Annotated in this window: 15 protein-coding genes and 1 tRNA gene; 9 read left to right on the forward strand and 7 right to left on the reverse strand. The window is 68.5% G+C overall.

Annotated elements, in window-relative coordinates; genetic code table 11:
• The first annotated feature begins 31 nt into the window (after positions 1-31).
• The 3 genes from A5688_RS02585 to A5688_RS02595 all read left to right on the forward strand — a co-directional run bounded on the left by A5688_RS02585 (position 32) and on the right by A5688_RS02595 (position 3,703).
• Positions 32-1,567, forward strand: a complete 1,536-nt coding sequence (locus tag A5688_RS02585) for a HAMP domain-containing sensor histidine kinase (protein ID WP_120312447.1) — start codon at positions 32-34, stop codon at positions 1,565-1,567.
• Between the two features lie 73 nt (positions 1,568-1,640).
• Complete coding sequence (locus A5688_RS02590) at positions 1,641-3,146, forward strand: S1C family serine protease (RefSeq protein WP_067912308.1); 1,506 nt, start codon at positions 1,641-1,643, stop codon at positions 3,144-3,146.
• 59 nt (positions 3,147-3,205) lie between these two features.
• Positions 3,206-3,703, forward strand: a complete 498-nt coding sequence (locus A5688_RS02595) for a MogA/MoaB family molybdenum cofactor biosynthesis protein (protein ID WP_044487196.1) — start codon at positions 3,206-3,208, stop codon at positions 3,701-3,703.
• A gap of 58 nt (positions 3,704-3,761) precedes the next feature.
• Here A5688_RS02595 and mscL read toward each other — a convergent pair whose 3' ends face one another.
• The 4 genes from mscL to A5688_RS02615 form a co-directional block, all read right to left on the reverse strand.
• A complete protein-coding gene (gene mscL / locus A5688_RS02600) occupies positions 3,762-4,220 on the reverse strand; it encodes a large-conductance mechanosensitive channel protein MscL (protein ID WP_067834266.1) in 459 nt (152 codons plus the stop codon).
• A 68-nt stretch (positions 4,221-4,288) separates the two neighbouring features.
• Complete coding sequence (locus A5688_RS02605) at positions 4,289-4,957, reverse strand: SAF domain-containing protein (RefSeq protein WP_067834264.1); 669 nt, start codon at positions 4,955-4,957, stop codon at positions 4,289-4,291.
• Between the two features lie 64 nt (positions 4,958-5,021).
• Positions 5,022-5,366: an FmdB family zinc ribbon protein gene (locus tag A5688_RS02610; protein WP_067834262.1), complete on the reverse strand. Its 345-nt coding sequence runs from the start codon at positions 5,364-5,366 to the stop codon at positions 5,022-5,024.
• An 87-nt stretch (positions 5,367-5,453) separates the two neighbouring features.
• Positions 5,454-6,053 (reverse strand): 5-formyltetrahydrofolate cyclo-ligase, encoded by a 600-nt coding sequence (locus tag A5688_RS02615; RefSeq protein WP_067912311.1) that lies wholly within the window; start codon positions 6,051-6,053, stop codon positions 5,454-5,456.
• Between the two features lie 75 nt (positions 6,054-6,128).
• Here A5688_RS02615 and A5688_RS02620 point away from each other — a divergent pair, with 75 nt between their 5' ends.
• The 5 genes from A5688_RS02620 (at position 6,129) to A5688_RS02640 (ending at position 10,542) form a co-directional block, all read left to right on the forward strand.
• On the forward strand, positions 6,129-7,040 hold the full coding sequence (locus tag A5688_RS02620) for a UTP--glucose-1-phosphate uridylyltransferase (protein ID WP_067834257.1): 912 nt from the start codon (positions 6,129-6,131) through the stop codon (positions 7,038-7,040).
• 134 nt (positions 7,041-7,174) lie between these two features.
• Positions 7,175-8,464 carry a molybdotransferase-like divisome protein Glp gene (glp, locus tag A5688_RS02625; protein WP_067834255.1) on the forward strand — a complete coding sequence of 430 codons (1,290 nt, stop codon included), beginning with the start codon at positions 7,175-7,177 and terminating at the stop codon, positions 8,462-8,464.
• 18 nt (positions 8,465-8,482) lie between these two features.
• Positions 8,483-9,136: a GNAT family N-acetyltransferase gene (locus A5688_RS02630; protein WP_207546583.1), complete on the forward strand. Its 654-nt coding sequence runs from the start codon at positions 8,483-8,485 to the stop codon at positions 9,134-9,136.
• Between the two features lie 209 nt (positions 9,137-9,345).
• A complete protein-coding gene (gene sepX / locus A5688_RS02635; RefSeq protein WP_067912314.1) occupies positions 9,346-10,419 on the forward strand; it encodes a divisome protein SepX/GlpR in 1,074 nt (357 codons plus the stop codon).
• 50 nt (positions 10,420-10,469) lie between these two features.
• Positions 10,470-10,542, forward strand: a tRNA-Ala gene (locus A5688_RS02640).
• A 23-nt stretch (positions 10,543-10,565) separates the two neighbouring features.
• Here A5688_RS02640 and A5688_RS02645 read toward each other — a convergent pair.
• Entirely contained in the window at positions 10,566-11,369 is an 804-nt protein-coding gene (locus A5688_RS02645) for an alpha/beta hydrolase (protein WP_067912317.1), read from the reverse strand.
• A 146-nt stretch (positions 11,370-11,515) separates the two neighbouring features.
• Here A5688_RS02645 and A5688_RS02650 point away from each other — a divergent pair, with 146 nt between their 5' ends.
• On the forward strand, positions 11,516-12,127 hold the full coding sequence (locus A5688_RS02650) for a cation transporter (protein ID WP_067912406.1): 612 nt from the start codon (positions 11,516-11,518) through the stop codon (positions 12,125-12,127).
• Between the two features lie 16 nt (positions 12,128-12,143).
• Here A5688_RS02650 and A5688_RS02655 read toward each other — a convergent pair whose 3' ends face one another.
• Positions 12,144-13,181, reverse strand: a complete 1,038-nt coding sequence (locus tag A5688_RS02655) for a cation diffusion facilitator family transporter (protein WP_067834246.1) — start codon at positions 13,179-13,181, stop codon at positions 12,144-12,146.
• Positions 13,178-13,573, reverse strand: coding sequence for an ArsR/SmtB family transcription factor (locus tag A5688_RS02660; RefSeq protein WP_067912320.1), 396 nt, complete (start codon positions 13,571-13,573; stop codon positions 13,178-13,180). Before A5688_RS02660 ends, A5688_RS02655 begins: the two co-directional genes overlap by 4 nt.
• Positions 13,574-13,580: the final 7 nt, after the last annotated feature.

Here is a 13,580-nt window from a genome sequence, read left to right on the forward strand (position 1 = left end):
GATCCGGTTCTTCCGGCCCCCACGCCCACCGATGCGCCCACCGTTGCGCGCGACGCCCTCGTTGTCGCTGCGGTGGCGGGTGATGCTGCTGGCGATGTCGATGGTGGCCATGGTCGTCGTATTGATGGCCTTCGCCGTTTACGCCGTGATTTCGGCCGCGCTGTACAGCGACATCGACAACCAGCTGCAAAGCCGGGCGCAACTGCTGATCGCGAGCGGATCACTGGCCGCCGACCCGGGCAAGGCCATCGAAGGCACCGCCTATTCCGACGTCAACGCGATGCTGGTGAACCCCGGCCACGCGATCTACACCGCCCAGCAGCCGGGGCAGACCCTGCCGGTCGGCGGGCCGGAAAAAGCGGTCATCCACGGTGATTTGTTCATGTCGCGGCGCACCGCCGGCGATCAACGAATCCTTGCCGTGCACCTGCAGAACGGCACCTCGCTGCTGATCTCCAAGAGCCTCAAGCCCACCGAGGCGGTGATGAACCGGCTGCGCTGGGTGCTGCTGATCGTCGGCGGCGTGGGCGTGGCGGTCGCCGCGGTGGCGGGTGGCATGGTCACCAGGGCGGGCCTGCGCCCGGTGGCACGCCTGACCGAAGCGGCCGAGCGGGTGGCGCGCACCGATGACCTGAGACCCATCCCCGTGTTCGGCAGCGACGAATTGGCCAGGCTCACCGAATCGTTCAACCTGATGCTGCGCGCGCTCGCGGAGTCCCGGGAGCGCCAGGCACGGCTGGTCACCGACGCCGGGCATGAACTGCGCACCCCGCTGACGTCGCTGCGGACCAACGTCGAGCTGCTGATGGCGGCGATGGAACCGGGAGCGCCGCGCCTGCCCGAGCAGGAAATGGTTGACCTGCGCGCGGATGTCGTCGCGCAGATCGAGGAATTGTCAACGCTGGTAGGCGATTTGGTGGACCTCACGCGTGACGACGCCGGCCAGGTGGTGCACGAGCCCGTCGACATGTCCGATGTCGTCGAACGCAGCCTGGAGCGAGTCAGGCGGCGGCGCAACGACATTCACTTCGACGTCGACATGACGCCATGGCAGATGTACGGCGACGCCGCCGGGCTGTCGCGCGCGGTCCTGAACCTGTTGGACAACGCCGCCAAGTGGAGCCCACCCGGCGGCCGCGTCGGCGTCACGATGCGCCAGCTCGACCCGTCGCACGCGGAGCTGGTGATCGCCGACCACGGCCCCGGCATTCCGCCCCAGGAGCGCCGCCTGGTGTTCGAGCGGTTCTACCGCTCGACGACGGCACGGGCCATGCCCGGCTCCGGGCTCGGGCTGGCGATCGTCAAAAAGGTCGTGCTCAACCACGGGGGACTGCTGCGCGTCGAGGACACCGTTCCGGGAGGCCAGCCGCCGGGCACTGCCTTCTACGTGCTGCTGCCCGGCCGGCCCCTGCCCGCCTCGACATACGCCGGGGCCGCCGCCGAGCCGCAAACCGACCAGCTGGACGCCGCGACCGACCCCGTCCGGGCGGTGCCCGGCGATGAGGCGAACTCTCGGGAATCGGCGAACGTTATCTCAGTGGACTCTCAGTCCGCGCGGGCAAGGTAGGTCTGCGGCTACTGTTGAACCCAGCCGTCGACTTGCCCAAACACTGGAGATAGAGGAAGAGCGACTTAGCGACATGACGAATGACCCGAGGTATTCGCCACCGCCGCAGCAGCCGGGATACCCCCCCGTGCCGAATCAGCCTGCGCACGTCCCGAGCCATGCGGGGTCCTCCGGCTATGCCCCGGGCCAACAGCAGCCGTACAACCAGCAATATGACTGGCGCTATCGATCGCAGCCGTCCCAGTCGCCGACGACGCAGTTCCGTCCGCCCTACGAGCCCTTCAGCAACACCGGGCCGGGCCGGATCCCCGGCGGAACCGGCGCAGGCCCGATTCCCGGCGGCACGGGCCCGATGCCCGGCATGCTGCCCGGAATGCCCGTCCCGCAGGAACCCCAGAAGCGTTCTCGCACAGGGCTATTGGTCCTCGGTGCGTTGGCCATCGCGGTGGTCTCGGCCGGCATCGGCGGTGCCGCGGCGACCGCCGTCGAGCTCGGCACACACACGACCGGAAACGGCGGCGGGCGGGTCATCGGCGCGGCGCCCAGCGTCCCGGCCGCGAACATGCCTCCGGGCAGCGTCGAAGGCGTCGCCTCCAAGGTGGTGCCCAGCGTCGTGATGCTCGAGACCGACATCGGTCGGCAGTCCGAAGAGGGCTCCGGCATCATCCTGTCCACCGACGGGCTCATCCTGACCAACAACCACGTCATCGCCGCCGCGGCGGGACCGGCCAAGGGTCCCGGAGGCCCTCCCGGTGCTCCGCCCGCGGCTCCCGCGCCCCCCGGCGGCCCGGGCGGTGGACCGGGCGGCGCGACCCCGAAGACGACGGTGACCTTCTCTGACGGTCGCACCGCACCGTTCACGGTGGTCGGCGCGGATCCCACCAGCGATATCGCCGTGATCCGGGTGCAGGGCATGTCCGGGCTCACGCCCATCTCGCTGGGCTCCTCGTCGGACCTTCGGGTCGGCCAGCCGGTCGTCGCGATCGGGTCGCCGTTGGGTCTGTCGGGCACGGTGACCACCGGCATCGTCAGCGCGATGAACCGGCCGGTGTCCACCACCGGTGAGTCGGGCAACCAGAACACCGTGCTGGACGCGATCCAGACCGACGCCGCGATCAACCCCGGTAACTCCGGTGGGGCGCTGGTCAACATGAACGGTCAGCTGGTGGGCGTCAATTCGGCCATCGCCACCCTGGGCGCCGACTCGCCGGACGCCCAGAGCGGCTCGATCGGCCTGGGCTTCGCGATTCCGGTCGATCAGGCCAAGCGCATCGCCGACGAGCTGATCGCCACCGGCAAGGCCTCCCACGCCTCGCTCGGCGTGCAGGTGACCAACGACAAGGGCACCCCCGGCGCGAAGGTTGTCGACGTCGTCGCGGGCGGCGCGGCGGCATCCGCCGGCGTTCCCAAGAACGTGGTCGTGACCAAGGTCGACGACCGGCCGATCAACAGTGCCGACGCATTGGTCGCGGCCGTGCGCTCGAGGGCCCCCGGCGACAAGATAACGCTGACGTTCCAGGATGCCGCCGGTGGCGGCAGCCGTACCGTGCCGGTCACCCTCGGGAAGGCGGATCAGTAGTGAGAGTGGACGAACCCTCGGCGACGGGATTGTCTGAGCTCGGATATACGGTTGCACCCATGGAAACGGGTGCGGAATTGGTAGTTGGCCGGGCTCTGGTTGTGGTGGTCGACGATCGCACCGCTCATGGGGACGAGGACCACAGCGGCCCGCTGGTGACCGAGTTGCTGACCGAGGCGGGATTCGTCGTCGACGGTGTGGTCGCGGTCGCCGCCGACGAGATCGAGATCCGCAACGCGCTGAACACCGCGGTGATCGGCGGGGTGGATCTGGTCGTCTCGGTCGGCGGGACGGGCGTCACCCCACGCGACGTCACCCCGGAGGCCACCCGCGAGATCCTGGATCGCGAAATCCTCGGTATCGCAGAGGCCATCCGCGGCTCGGGGCTGTCGGCGGGGATCATCGACGCCGGACTGTCGCGCGGTCTGGCCGGGGTGTCCGGCAGCACGTTGGTGGTCAACCTGGCCGGCTCCCGCTACGCGGTGCGCGACGGGATGGCGACGCTGAATCCGTTGGCGGCCCAGATCATCGGACAGTTGTCGAGCCTGGAGATTTAAACCCCGGGCCCGGCGATCGGACCCGGCTAGTGCGCCCGCCCCGCAACTGAGGCGCGGGTTATTTCGATTCGGCTTCCGCGCGGGGGCCGTGCTCCGGCGGGGGTGTGGTGGTCACACCGCCGTGTCTGCCCGAAGAATCGCCGTTGGTTTGGGCGAGCAGGTCGCGGATCTCCTTGAGCAGGACGACCTGCGCGTCGTCGGCCGGCTCCACCTCACCGCGTTTGCGCAGCGTGGTGTACGGCAGCACGACCAGGAAGTAGACCACCGCGGCGATGATTATGAAGTTGATCGCGGCCGAAACAACGTTGTTCAGGTCGATGGCTTGACCGCCACCGATACCGATCCGCAGGATGCCGAAATTGGACTGCTGGTTGACGCCGATGCGGTTGATCAGCGGTTTGATGATGTTGTCGGTGAACTGGGTGACCAGGGCGGTGAAAGCGGTACCGATGACCACCGCGGTGGACAGGTCGATGATGTTGCCCCGCGAGAGAAACTCCTTGAACCCTTTAAGCATTCGCCGATGGCCTTTCTGGGACTGGACAGAGTTTGCTGTCGGCTGGCAGACCAACAACGGCCAGGCACTCAGTGCAGGGTGAGCGTCACGGTCTGGCCCAGTGCCGACCCTGCCACCGTGTTCGCCACACGAGCCGGCAGCGCAACTAACACTACGCGGTCACCGTCGGTGGCCTGAATTTTTTCTTTGGCCGAGACCAGCACCACCACGGCGTCGGTGGCCACCACCTTGGGGACGGCGTGGGAGCCGTCCGGTGCACTGCCGGCCGGGGCCGCCAGCACGTCGACCACGTCACCGGCCCGGACCAGGTCGAGCAGGGCGCCGTCCGCCAGATGCAGCGGCACGATCCGGGCGCCTGGCCCGGCCGTCGACTCCGCCAGCCGGCTGCCCAGTAACCGGACGTCGGTGAGCACCTCGCCGCGCCTGGTCGGACCAGCCAGCGTCAGACCCACCACGGCATTCAATTCGGCTCGCGCTCCATCGGGAATCGTTGCGGCCAAACGCTTTTCGAGCCGGACATCGGCGAAAGTCAGCGCGGTGCCGGGTCGCAGGTCATGTTCGGCCACCACCACCTGCGCGTAGTCACCGGCGGGGTTGGAGCGCAGCGTTGCGATTCCGGCCAGCACCACGAGCCCACCCGCGGCGATGCGACGTGCCAGCACGGTACGGGTCCAGTCCGGGCGCAACCACAGCGACAGGCGACTCAACAGGCTTGGGTTCAGCGACGATTCGCCCACGCCGCAACGGTAGGCGCAACCCGGGGTTCGGGCTGACGACCGGCGGAGCCGGTGTGGATAACCGCTAGCTGGTCGCGGCGGCGGTGGAGGTGGTGGAGCTGCTGGGAGACTTGTCACCCGAGCTCGAGCTCGACTTGTCGCTCGAGCTGGACTTTTCGCTGGAGCTCGAGCCGTTCGATCCCGAGTCGCTCGACGAGGAGCCGTTGCTCGAACTCGACGACTTCTTGCCGGACTCGCGGCTGTCGGTGCGGTAGAAGCCGCTGCCCTTGAACACCACGCCGACGGAGTTGAAGCGCTTGCGCAGCCGCCCGGAGCAGCGTTTGCACGTGGTCAGCGCGTCGTCGGTGAAGGCCTGCACGATGTCGAAGCGATCGTCGCACTCGGTGCACTGATAGCTGTAAGTCGGCACAAAAACCTCCGGATGATTGCAAACTGGTTAGCACTCTAGCGTCTCAAGTGCTAGAACCGCCACGTGACATGTCTCATTCCCGATATGTCAGTGCGAAACGAGATCGATCAGCCCCTGCCGCGGCGTGAGCGCGTGGGTCATGGCGATGTCGTGCGGATCGACCGGCAGTTCGTCGAGCACTTCTGCGTCGCGGACGACCGCGATCAACCGCGCGTGCGGGTCGCGTCCGACCAGCGAGCAGTCGTAGAAACCCCGGCCCCGGCCCAGCCGGACCCCGCGGCGGTCCACGGCCAGCGCCGGCACCAGCACCACGCCGGCCTCCGCCAGGGCCGATGCCGGTAGCCACGGCTGCGGCGGTTCGAGCAACCCCCACCGCGCGGTGGTCAGCGTGCCGGGCCGGTATTCGCCCCAGGACAGCGGCAGCGGCGCGTTGTCGGCGGCGGTCCGGGCGACCGGCAGCAGCACTCGCCCGGCGCGCCCCAGCAGCGTGTTCAGCATCTCGATCGACCCCGGCTCGGTGCCCACCGGCACATAGGCGCAGACCGTGGCGTCGCTGGTCACGATGCCGTCCAGGGCTTCCAGGTGCTCGCACACCTGCCGTGCCTCCGCGGCGCGGACGTCGTCGGCGACGCGGCGCCGGGCGGCGAGCAGCTGGTCGCGCAACGCGGCTTTGCTGGTGGTCGCCATGCGTCAACGATGACAGCCAGGTCTTTCGCCGCGCCACACGACTCGGCGAAGGGGATGCGGGTTATCGTGTGAACGATGTCTTGCCCAAACGTGGTGGTGCCACGCACTGCAGTCGTGCCCGCCGCGGGTCTCGGTACCCGCTTCTTGCCGGCGACCAAAACGGTCCCCAAGGAGCTGCTGCCGGTCGTCGATACGCCCGGCATCGAGCTGGTCGCCGCCGAGGCGGCCGAGGCCGGTGCCGAGCGCCTGGTGATCATCACCTCGGAGGGCAAGGACGGCGTCGTCGCGCACTTCGTCGAAGACCTGGTGCTGGAAAGCACCCTCGAGGAGCGCGGCAAGACGGCGATGCTCGACAAGGTCCGGCGCGCGCCGCGGCTGATCAAGGTCGAGTCCGTCGTACAGAGCGAGCCGTTGGGCCTGGGGCACGCGATCGGCTGCGTGGAGTCGCGGCTGGCCGATGACGAGGACGCCATCGCGGTGCTGCTGCCCGACGACCTGGTGCTGCCGACGGGGGTGCTGGGGACGATGTCGAAGGTGCGGGCGCACTACGGCGGCACGGTGTTGTGCGCCATCGAGGTGACGCCCGAAGAGGTCAGCGCCTACGGCGTTTTCGACGTCGAGCCGATTCCCGACGACGACAACCCCGACGTGCTCAAGGTCAAGGGCATGGTGGAGAAGCCGAGGGCCGAGGACGCCCCGTCGCTGTTCGCGGCGGCCGGTCGTTACGTGCTCGACCGCGCGATTTTCGATGCGTTGCGTCGCATCGAGCGCGGCGCCGGCGGCGAAGTACAGCTGACCGACGGGATCGCGTTGCTGATCGCGGAGGGCCACCCGGTGCACGTGGTCGTGCATCGCGGATCTCGACACGACTTGGGAAATCCTGGCGGCTACCTCAAGGCTGCGGTTGACTTTGCATTGGATCGTGACGACTACGGCCCGGATTTGCGGCAATGGTTGGTGGCGCGATTGGGCCTGGCCGAGCAGTAGCCGGGCGAGAACCCGGCTGGCGGACGACGGCGAGCCGGCGCAACGCGTAGCGGTCCCGGGCGGGGATGCCCCGCCTGCGCATTGCGGGTCGCCTACGGCGGCGCCCGCCGGGTTCGAGGGCAGAGAGGCGCGCTGTGCGTTCGGTGGAAGAGCAGCAGGCCCGGATCACGGCGGCCGCGGTGGCCCCGCGGCCGATACGTGTGGCGATCGCCGAGGCGCAGGGATTGCTGTGCGCCGAGGAAGTGGTGACCGAACGCCCGATGCCCGGGTTCGATCAGGCCGCGATAGATGGCTACGCGGTGCGCAGCGTCGACGTCCTCGGCGTCGGCGAGGTGGGCAGCGACAGTCTGCCCGCGCCGTTCGACGAGTCGGGCGAGGGCGACGGGCGTGAAGGCCTGGTGCTGCCGGTGATGGGGATGGTCGAGGCCGGGTCGCGCACCCCCAGCCGGTTGCAGCCGCGCCAGGCCGTGCGCGTGCAAACCGGAGCCCCGCTGCCCACGCTGGCCGATGCGGTCCTGCCGCTGCGGTGGACGGACGGCGGGACGCAGCGCGTGCGGATCCTGCGGGGTGCGCCGTCGGGCGCCTACGTGCGCCGCGCCGGCGATGACGTGCAGCCCGGTGACGTGGCGGTGCGCTCCGGAACGGTGATCGGAGCGGCTCAGGTCGGCCTGCTGGCCGCGGTCGGGCGCGAACGCGTGCTGGTCCATCCGCGCCCGCGGGTGACGATCATGGCGCTGGGCGGCGAGCTGGTCGATATCTCGCGCACCCCGGGCAACGGCCAGGTCTACGACGTCAACTCCTATGCATTGGCGGCCGCGGCCCGGGATGCCGGTGCGGAGGTCAACCGCGTCGGGATCGTCGGCGGCGGGCCCCGGGAGCTCCGCGAGATCGTGGAAGGCCAGATCAATCGCGCCGAGGTGATCGTCATCGCCGGGGCGGTCGGGGGTGCGGCGGCCGAGGCGGTGCGGCAGGTGCTTGCCGAGCTCGGGGAGATAGAGGTGGTCCGGGTCGCGATGCATCCGGGATCCATCCAGGGTTTCGGGCAGCTGGGCCGCGAGGGCGTCCCGACGTTCCTGTTGCCGGCCAACCCGGTGAGCGCGCTGGTGGTTTTCGAGGTGATGGTCCGCCCGCTGATCCGGTTGTCGCTGGGCAAGCGTCAGCCGATGCGCCGCATCGTGCAGGCGCGCACGCTGTCGCCCATCACATCGGTGGCCGGACGCAAGGGCTTCCTGCGCGGCCAGCTGATGCGCGACCAGGAAAGCGGGGAGTATCTGGTGCAGGCGCTCGGTGGCGCCCCCGGCGCGTCGTCGCACCTGCTGGCCACCCTCGCCGAAGCCAACTGTCTGGTCGTGGTGCCCAGCGGCGCGGAGCAGATCCGCACCGGCGAAATCGTCGACGTCGCCTTCCTGGCCCAGCGCGGCTGAGCGAAACGACCGCACGCTGTGAACCTGTTGCGTTCCACTTCCCGTCATCCAGGCTGGCCCATGAGCGTCGGGCCGCTGCGGGTGCCGGCCGGTGTGGTCCGGTTGCGGGCGGTGCGGCTGCGCGACGGCGCGCAGTGGAGCCGGATCCGTCTTGCCGATCGTGCGCATCTGGAACCGTGGGAGCCCAGCTCCGAGGGCGACTGGACGGCCCGCCACGCGGTGGCCGCCTGGCCGGCGTTGTGTTCCGGTCTGCGCGCCGAGGCGCGGCAGGGGCGGATGCTGCCCTACGTCATCGAACTCGACGGGCGGTTCTGCGGCCAGTTGACCATCGGCAATGTCACCCACGGGGCATTGCGGTCGGCGTGGATCGGCTATTGGGTGCCGCGGTCGGCCACCGGTGGGGGTGTGGCCACCGCGGCGCTGGCGCTGGGCTTGGATCACTGCTTCGGCCCGGTCATGCTGCATCGGGTGGAGGCCACCGTGCGCCCGGAAAACGCCGCGAGCCGCGCCGTCCTGGCGAAGGTGGGGTTCCGGCAGGAGGGCCTGTTGCAGCGCTACCTCGAGGTCGACAAGGCGTGGCGGGATCACCTGCTGATGGCCATCACCGTCGAAGAGGTCAGCGGATCGGTGGCATCGACGCTGGTCCGCGCCGGTAACGCCAGCTGGGTGTGACCGCCCCTTCGTCGTCGGGTCCCGGCGTTTCTTCGGAGGCTCACGGGGAAGTCCATATTGTTGCCCATTTGGGACTACCGCGACACGAGTGACTCATGGTGCTTGTGAGAGCCAAATTACAGGTGTGTAATTGTCCTGGTCAGTACGACCCGGCCGCGTGGGCCACCGATGGGCTTCGCGGGGGATGGACACGAAGAGAGCAGGTCATCATGCCAAGCATCCCGCAGTCATTGTTGTGGATATCGCTCGTGGTGCTATGGCTGTTCGTCTTGGTGCCGATGCTCGTCAGCAAGCGCGACGCGGTGCGGCGCACCAGCGACGTCGCCTTGGCGACCCGGGTGCTCAACGGCGGGGGCAATTCCCGGCTGATCAAGCGCAACGGTCCGGCCGCCGGACACCGCAGCGACCCGAACTGGACACCGCCGGAGGAAGATTCGGCCGACACCGACCTCGACGAGGAGCGCGACCTTTCCGAGGATGAAGACCGCGACCACGAGGTGGACGACGACGCCGACACCGACGAGCTGAGCCGCCGCCGCCCCGTCGTGATGAAGATGGCAGTCGCCGAAGCAGGCGAGCCCGACTACCTCGACGTCGATGTGGTCGAGGATTCCCACGTACTTCCGGTGGGCGCCAGCGATGCTGAAATCGAGCCGGAGACCACCGACATCGAGCCCGGCGATGACGACGAGGCCGACACCGAGGCCGTCGCCAAGCGCGGCGACGAGGACGAGGACAGCTACGAGTACGTCGAGGACTCGTCGGGGCTGGAGCCCGCGGCCGAGGGCGACGAGGGCGACGAGGGCGACGAGGAGGCACCGGCGCCGATGCCGCGCAACGCCTCGCGGCGGCGCCGGTTCGACAACAAGACCGCCGCCGCGGTCAGCGCCCGCAAGTACGCCTTCCGGAAGAAGGTGCTGATGGTGATGGCGCTCGTCCTGGTCGGCTCGGCCACCGCGGCGTTCAAGATCTCGCCGACCGCCTGGTGGGTGTGTGGCACCGCCACCGCGATCACCCTGCTGTACCTGGGCTACCTGCGGCGCCAGACGCGCATCGAGGAGAAGGTGCGCCACCGCCGGATGAAGCGGATGGCGCGGGCGCGGCTGGGCGTCGAGAACGCCTACGACCGCGACTACGACGTGGTCCCGGCACGGCTGCGGCGCCCCGGCGCGGTGGTCCTGGAGATCGACGACGAGGACCCCGTCTTCGAGCACCTGGACTACGCGATGGCGATGCGGACCTTCGGTTGGCCCAGGGACCTGCCGCGCGCCGTCGGCGAATAGGGCTCGCGGTTCGGCGGTTGGGGCCGCGGCTGGTAGCCTGCTAGCGACCAGGGGCTATGGCGCAGTTGGTAGCGCGACTCGTTCGCATCGAGTAGGTCAGGGGTTCGATTCCCCTTAGCTCCACAACGTTTGAGCACGTCACTTCGCTAGTCGGGCGAGGTAGTGCTGCGTCTCGGATGAAGCTGATTCCTCGCAAGCCACTCGTCGATGTAGCTCATGGTGATGGGCAGGCAAGTCCCAGAGAAGACCATGTGGTCAGAGTTCGGTATCTGGATGACGTCGGCGCGCCGATATTGAGCCGCTGTCTGGTGCAAAACCCCTGCGGGCACGATCAAGTCGCGCTCGCCGCCTATGACCAGTACGGGCGTGTCCACCGCGGCAGCGTCTACATGAGTGGTCTTGGAAATCTTGAGTGTCGACAGGAGCATCTCGCATTGCGCGCGGCCCGAGTCGCAGACCAGGCCGTCGTAGATCTCGCGCGCGGTGTCCTCGGATTGGGTGTTGGCCACCCATTGGCGGAATCGCTCGTATGTGGGCGGAGGCACCGGCTTGGCCCAGGCGCGAGGCCGTAAGAACCACGGCATCGACATGCGCCTATTCGCAGGTGTCGAACCCGCGATGCCGGCGGCCGGGGCCGGGCATGCCGCTATCAACCCGATGTGACGTGTGCGCGCGGCGACCAGTTGCGCAAGCAGGCCGCCCATCGAGTGGCCAACCAACAGTGGTGGCGTTTCGAGCGCACCGACGAATGCCGACAGGTCGCCGACGTAGTCCCGCAGGCTGAGGGACGCGATCTTGCTGGCACCCTCATGGATCGGCAGCTGGTGATGGCGCAGTGTCGGAGTGTGCGCGGTGAAGCCCCGCTCGTTGAAGGCGGCGCGGAGACCGGCCAGCTGTTCTCCGCGGGACCAGTTGCCATGGATCAGAACAACATGCTGGGCCTCGGACATGCCCAAAGGATGGCACCTGCCGACAACGGATTGTCGCGATTGCTGCATTTGGCGGGAGGGTCGACCCGCGTGCTCTTACATTTCAAGCGCTTCTTGCGGCAGTGCCCACCGTCTCCGAGGCACCATCGCGTGTGACACTGGTTCCGATGAGCCAGCTCGACGATGCTGCCCGCCGGTCCCTCTTGCGGCGCGGATTCGCCCTCGAATACGCGACGCTGGCCTGGAACGTGGTGGGCGTCGGCATCCTCGCGGTGGCGGCCATCCGGGCTAACTCGGTGGCACTGGCCGGTTTTGGCCTTGACTCGCTGATCGAGATCGCCGCCTCACTCGTCGTGGTGTGGGAACTATCCGGGACCGGTGCGGCCCGCCAACGCTTTGCGTTGCGTCTCATCGGCGCCGGTTTCGCGGCGCTGGCGCTCTACCTACTGGTGCAGTCCACGGTCGTACTGGTCGCTCAATATCGGCCCGAGCACTCGTCATTGGGCATCGCCTGGACGGCGATCACCGCCGCGGTCATGTTCGCGCTCGCGGCCGGCAAGGCCCGCACCGGCGCCGCGCTCGGCAATCCGGTGCTCGCCACCGAAGGCCGGGTGACCCTCATCGACGGCCTGTTGGCCGCCGCCGTGCTGGGCGGTCTGTTGCTGAACAGCCTCATCGGCTGGTGGTGGGCCGACCCCCTGGCCGGCTACGTGCTGCTTTTCTACGCGGTGCGCGAGGCCAAGGAGATCTTCTTCGACTCCGCGCCCGAGGATCGCTGACGGGCCCGCGATCGGCCTAAGCGCTGTGGCGATGCTGCTCTGCGGCGTTCTGTTCGTGGGCGGGATAGGCGTGGATCATCGCGGTGGTGAGCTTCGGTACGGCGTGCATCAGTTCGTGTTCGGAGTCGTGGGCGATGCGGTGTGCGTCGGCCAGGCTCAGCGACGGGTCGATGTCGAGTTCGGCGTCGGCGTGCAGCCGGTGGCCGATCCAGCGCATCCGCACACTGTGCACCGACAGCACCCCGGGCCTGGCCGCCAAGACGGCCTCGGCGGTATCAACCAGTCGGGGGTCGACGCCATCGATCAGGCGGCGGAACACATCACGCAGGGCCGTGCGCAAGACGGCCAGGATGGCCAACGTGATGACCAGGCCGATGATCGGGTCGGCCAGCGGAAACCCCAGTGCCACACCGGCCGCCCCGACGAGCACGGCCAGCGAGGTGAACCCGTCGGTGCGAGCGTGCAAGCCGTCGGCGGTCAGCGCCGCCGAACCGATGCGTCTGCCCACTCTGATCCGGTAGAGCGCCACCCACTCGTTCCCGATGAACCCGGCCAGGCCGGCGAGAGCAACCCAGCCGACATGATCGATGGTTCGCGGGTGGATGAGCCGTGTGACGGCTTCGTAGCCGGCGATGATGGCCGACGACGTGATCATCGCGACGACGAACAGGCCCGCGAGGTCTTCGACGCGGCCGAACCCGTAGGTATAGCGACGGGTGGCGGCCTTGGTGCTGAGCGCGAATGCGATCCAAAGCGGCACGGCGGTCAGGGCGTCGGAAAAGTTGTGAATTGTGTCCGCGGCCAACGCGATTGACCGGGAGAAGATCACGATGACGATCTGAGCTGTCGCGGTGACGCCCAGCACCAGCAGGCTGATCTTGACCGCTCGAATGCCCGCCGCGCTGGATTCCAGCTCGCCGTCGAGGCTGTCGGCGGCGTCATGCGAGTGCGGCGCGAAAATGTCGCTGACCGCCCCGCGCAGCCCCTTGTGATGGTCGTGGTCGTGAGAATGCCCTTGGCCGCCGTGGCCGTGCCCGGCGTCGTGATCGGTCATCGCGCGTTGGCCTTCCGCGGCCCCCGGCCAGTCCCGATGCCGCGTACGCCGGGGTCGCCCCGGTGGTGCGAGGGCACACCGGGCCCGGCGTGTTCGGCGTTGAACACCGCGTCGATCACCAACTGGCGGACGTGTTCGTTTTCCAGGCTGTAGAAGATTGTGGTGCCGGCTCGCCGGGTGCGCACCAGCCGGGCCATTCGCAGCTTGGCCAGGTGCTGGGAGACCGACGGTGCGGGCTTGTCCACCTTTTCGGCGAGCTCGTTGACCGACGACTCACCTTCGGTCAGCGCATACAAGACCCGGATCCGGGTGGCGTCGGCCAACATTCGGAAGATTTCGACGATCAAGCCGACCTGGTCGTCCGCGAGCGCCGAATCATTACCTACGTTCATGCGTAGA

Source organism: Mycobacterium mantenii, assembly GCF_001667865.1.
Taxonomy (GTDB): domain Bacteria; phylum Actinomycetota; class Actinomycetes; order Mycobacteriales; family Mycobacteriaceae; genus Mycobacterium; species Mycobacterium mantenii_A.

Bases quoted from the DNA above. Each gene is read 5' to 3' on its own strand.
- sepX (WP_067912314.1), top strand. From the start codon at position 9,346: ATGCCAAGCATCCCGCAGTCATTGTTGTGGATATCGCTCGTGGTGCTA.
- mscL (WP_067834266.1), bottom strand. From the start codon at position 4,220: ATGCTTAAAGGGTTCAAGGAGTTTCTCTCGCGGGGCAACATCATCGAC.
- A5688_RS02595 (WP_044487196.1), top strand. From the start codon at position 3,206: ATGGAAACGGGTGCGGAATTGGTAGTTGGCCGGGCTCTGGTTGTGGTG.
- A5688_RS02645 (WP_067912317.1), bottom strand. From the start codon at position 11,369: ATGTCCGAGGCCCAGCATGTTGTTCTGATCCATGGCAACTGGTCCCGC.
- A5688_RS02590 (WP_067912308.1), top strand. From the start codon at position 1,641: ATGACGAATGACCCGAGGTATTCGCCACCGCCGCAGCAGCCGGGATAC.
- A5688_RS02655 (WP_067834246.1), bottom strand. From the start codon at position 13,181: ATGACCGATCACGACGCCGGGCACGGCCACGGCGGCCAAGGGCATTCT.
- A5688_RS02615 (WP_067912311.1), bottom strand. From the start codon at position 6,053: ATGGCGACCACCAGCAAAGCCGCGTTGCGCGACCAGCTGCTCGCCGCC.
- A5688_RS02650 (WP_067912406.1), top strand. From the start codon at position 11,516: ATGAGCCAGCTCGACGATGCTGCCCGCCGGTCCCTCTTGCGGCGCGGA.
- A5688_RS02660 (WP_067912320.1), bottom strand. From the start codon at position 13,573: ATGAACGTAGGTAATGATTCGGCGCTCGCGGACGACCAGGTCGGCTTG.
- A5688_RS02620 (WP_067834257.1), top strand. From the start codon at position 6,129: ATGTCTTGCCCAAACGTGGTGGTGCCACGCACTGCAGTCGTGCCCGCC.
- A5688_RS02585 (WP_120312447.1), top strand. From the start codon at position 32: ATGCGCCCACCGTTGCGCGCGACGCCCTCGTTGTCGCTGCGGTGGCGG.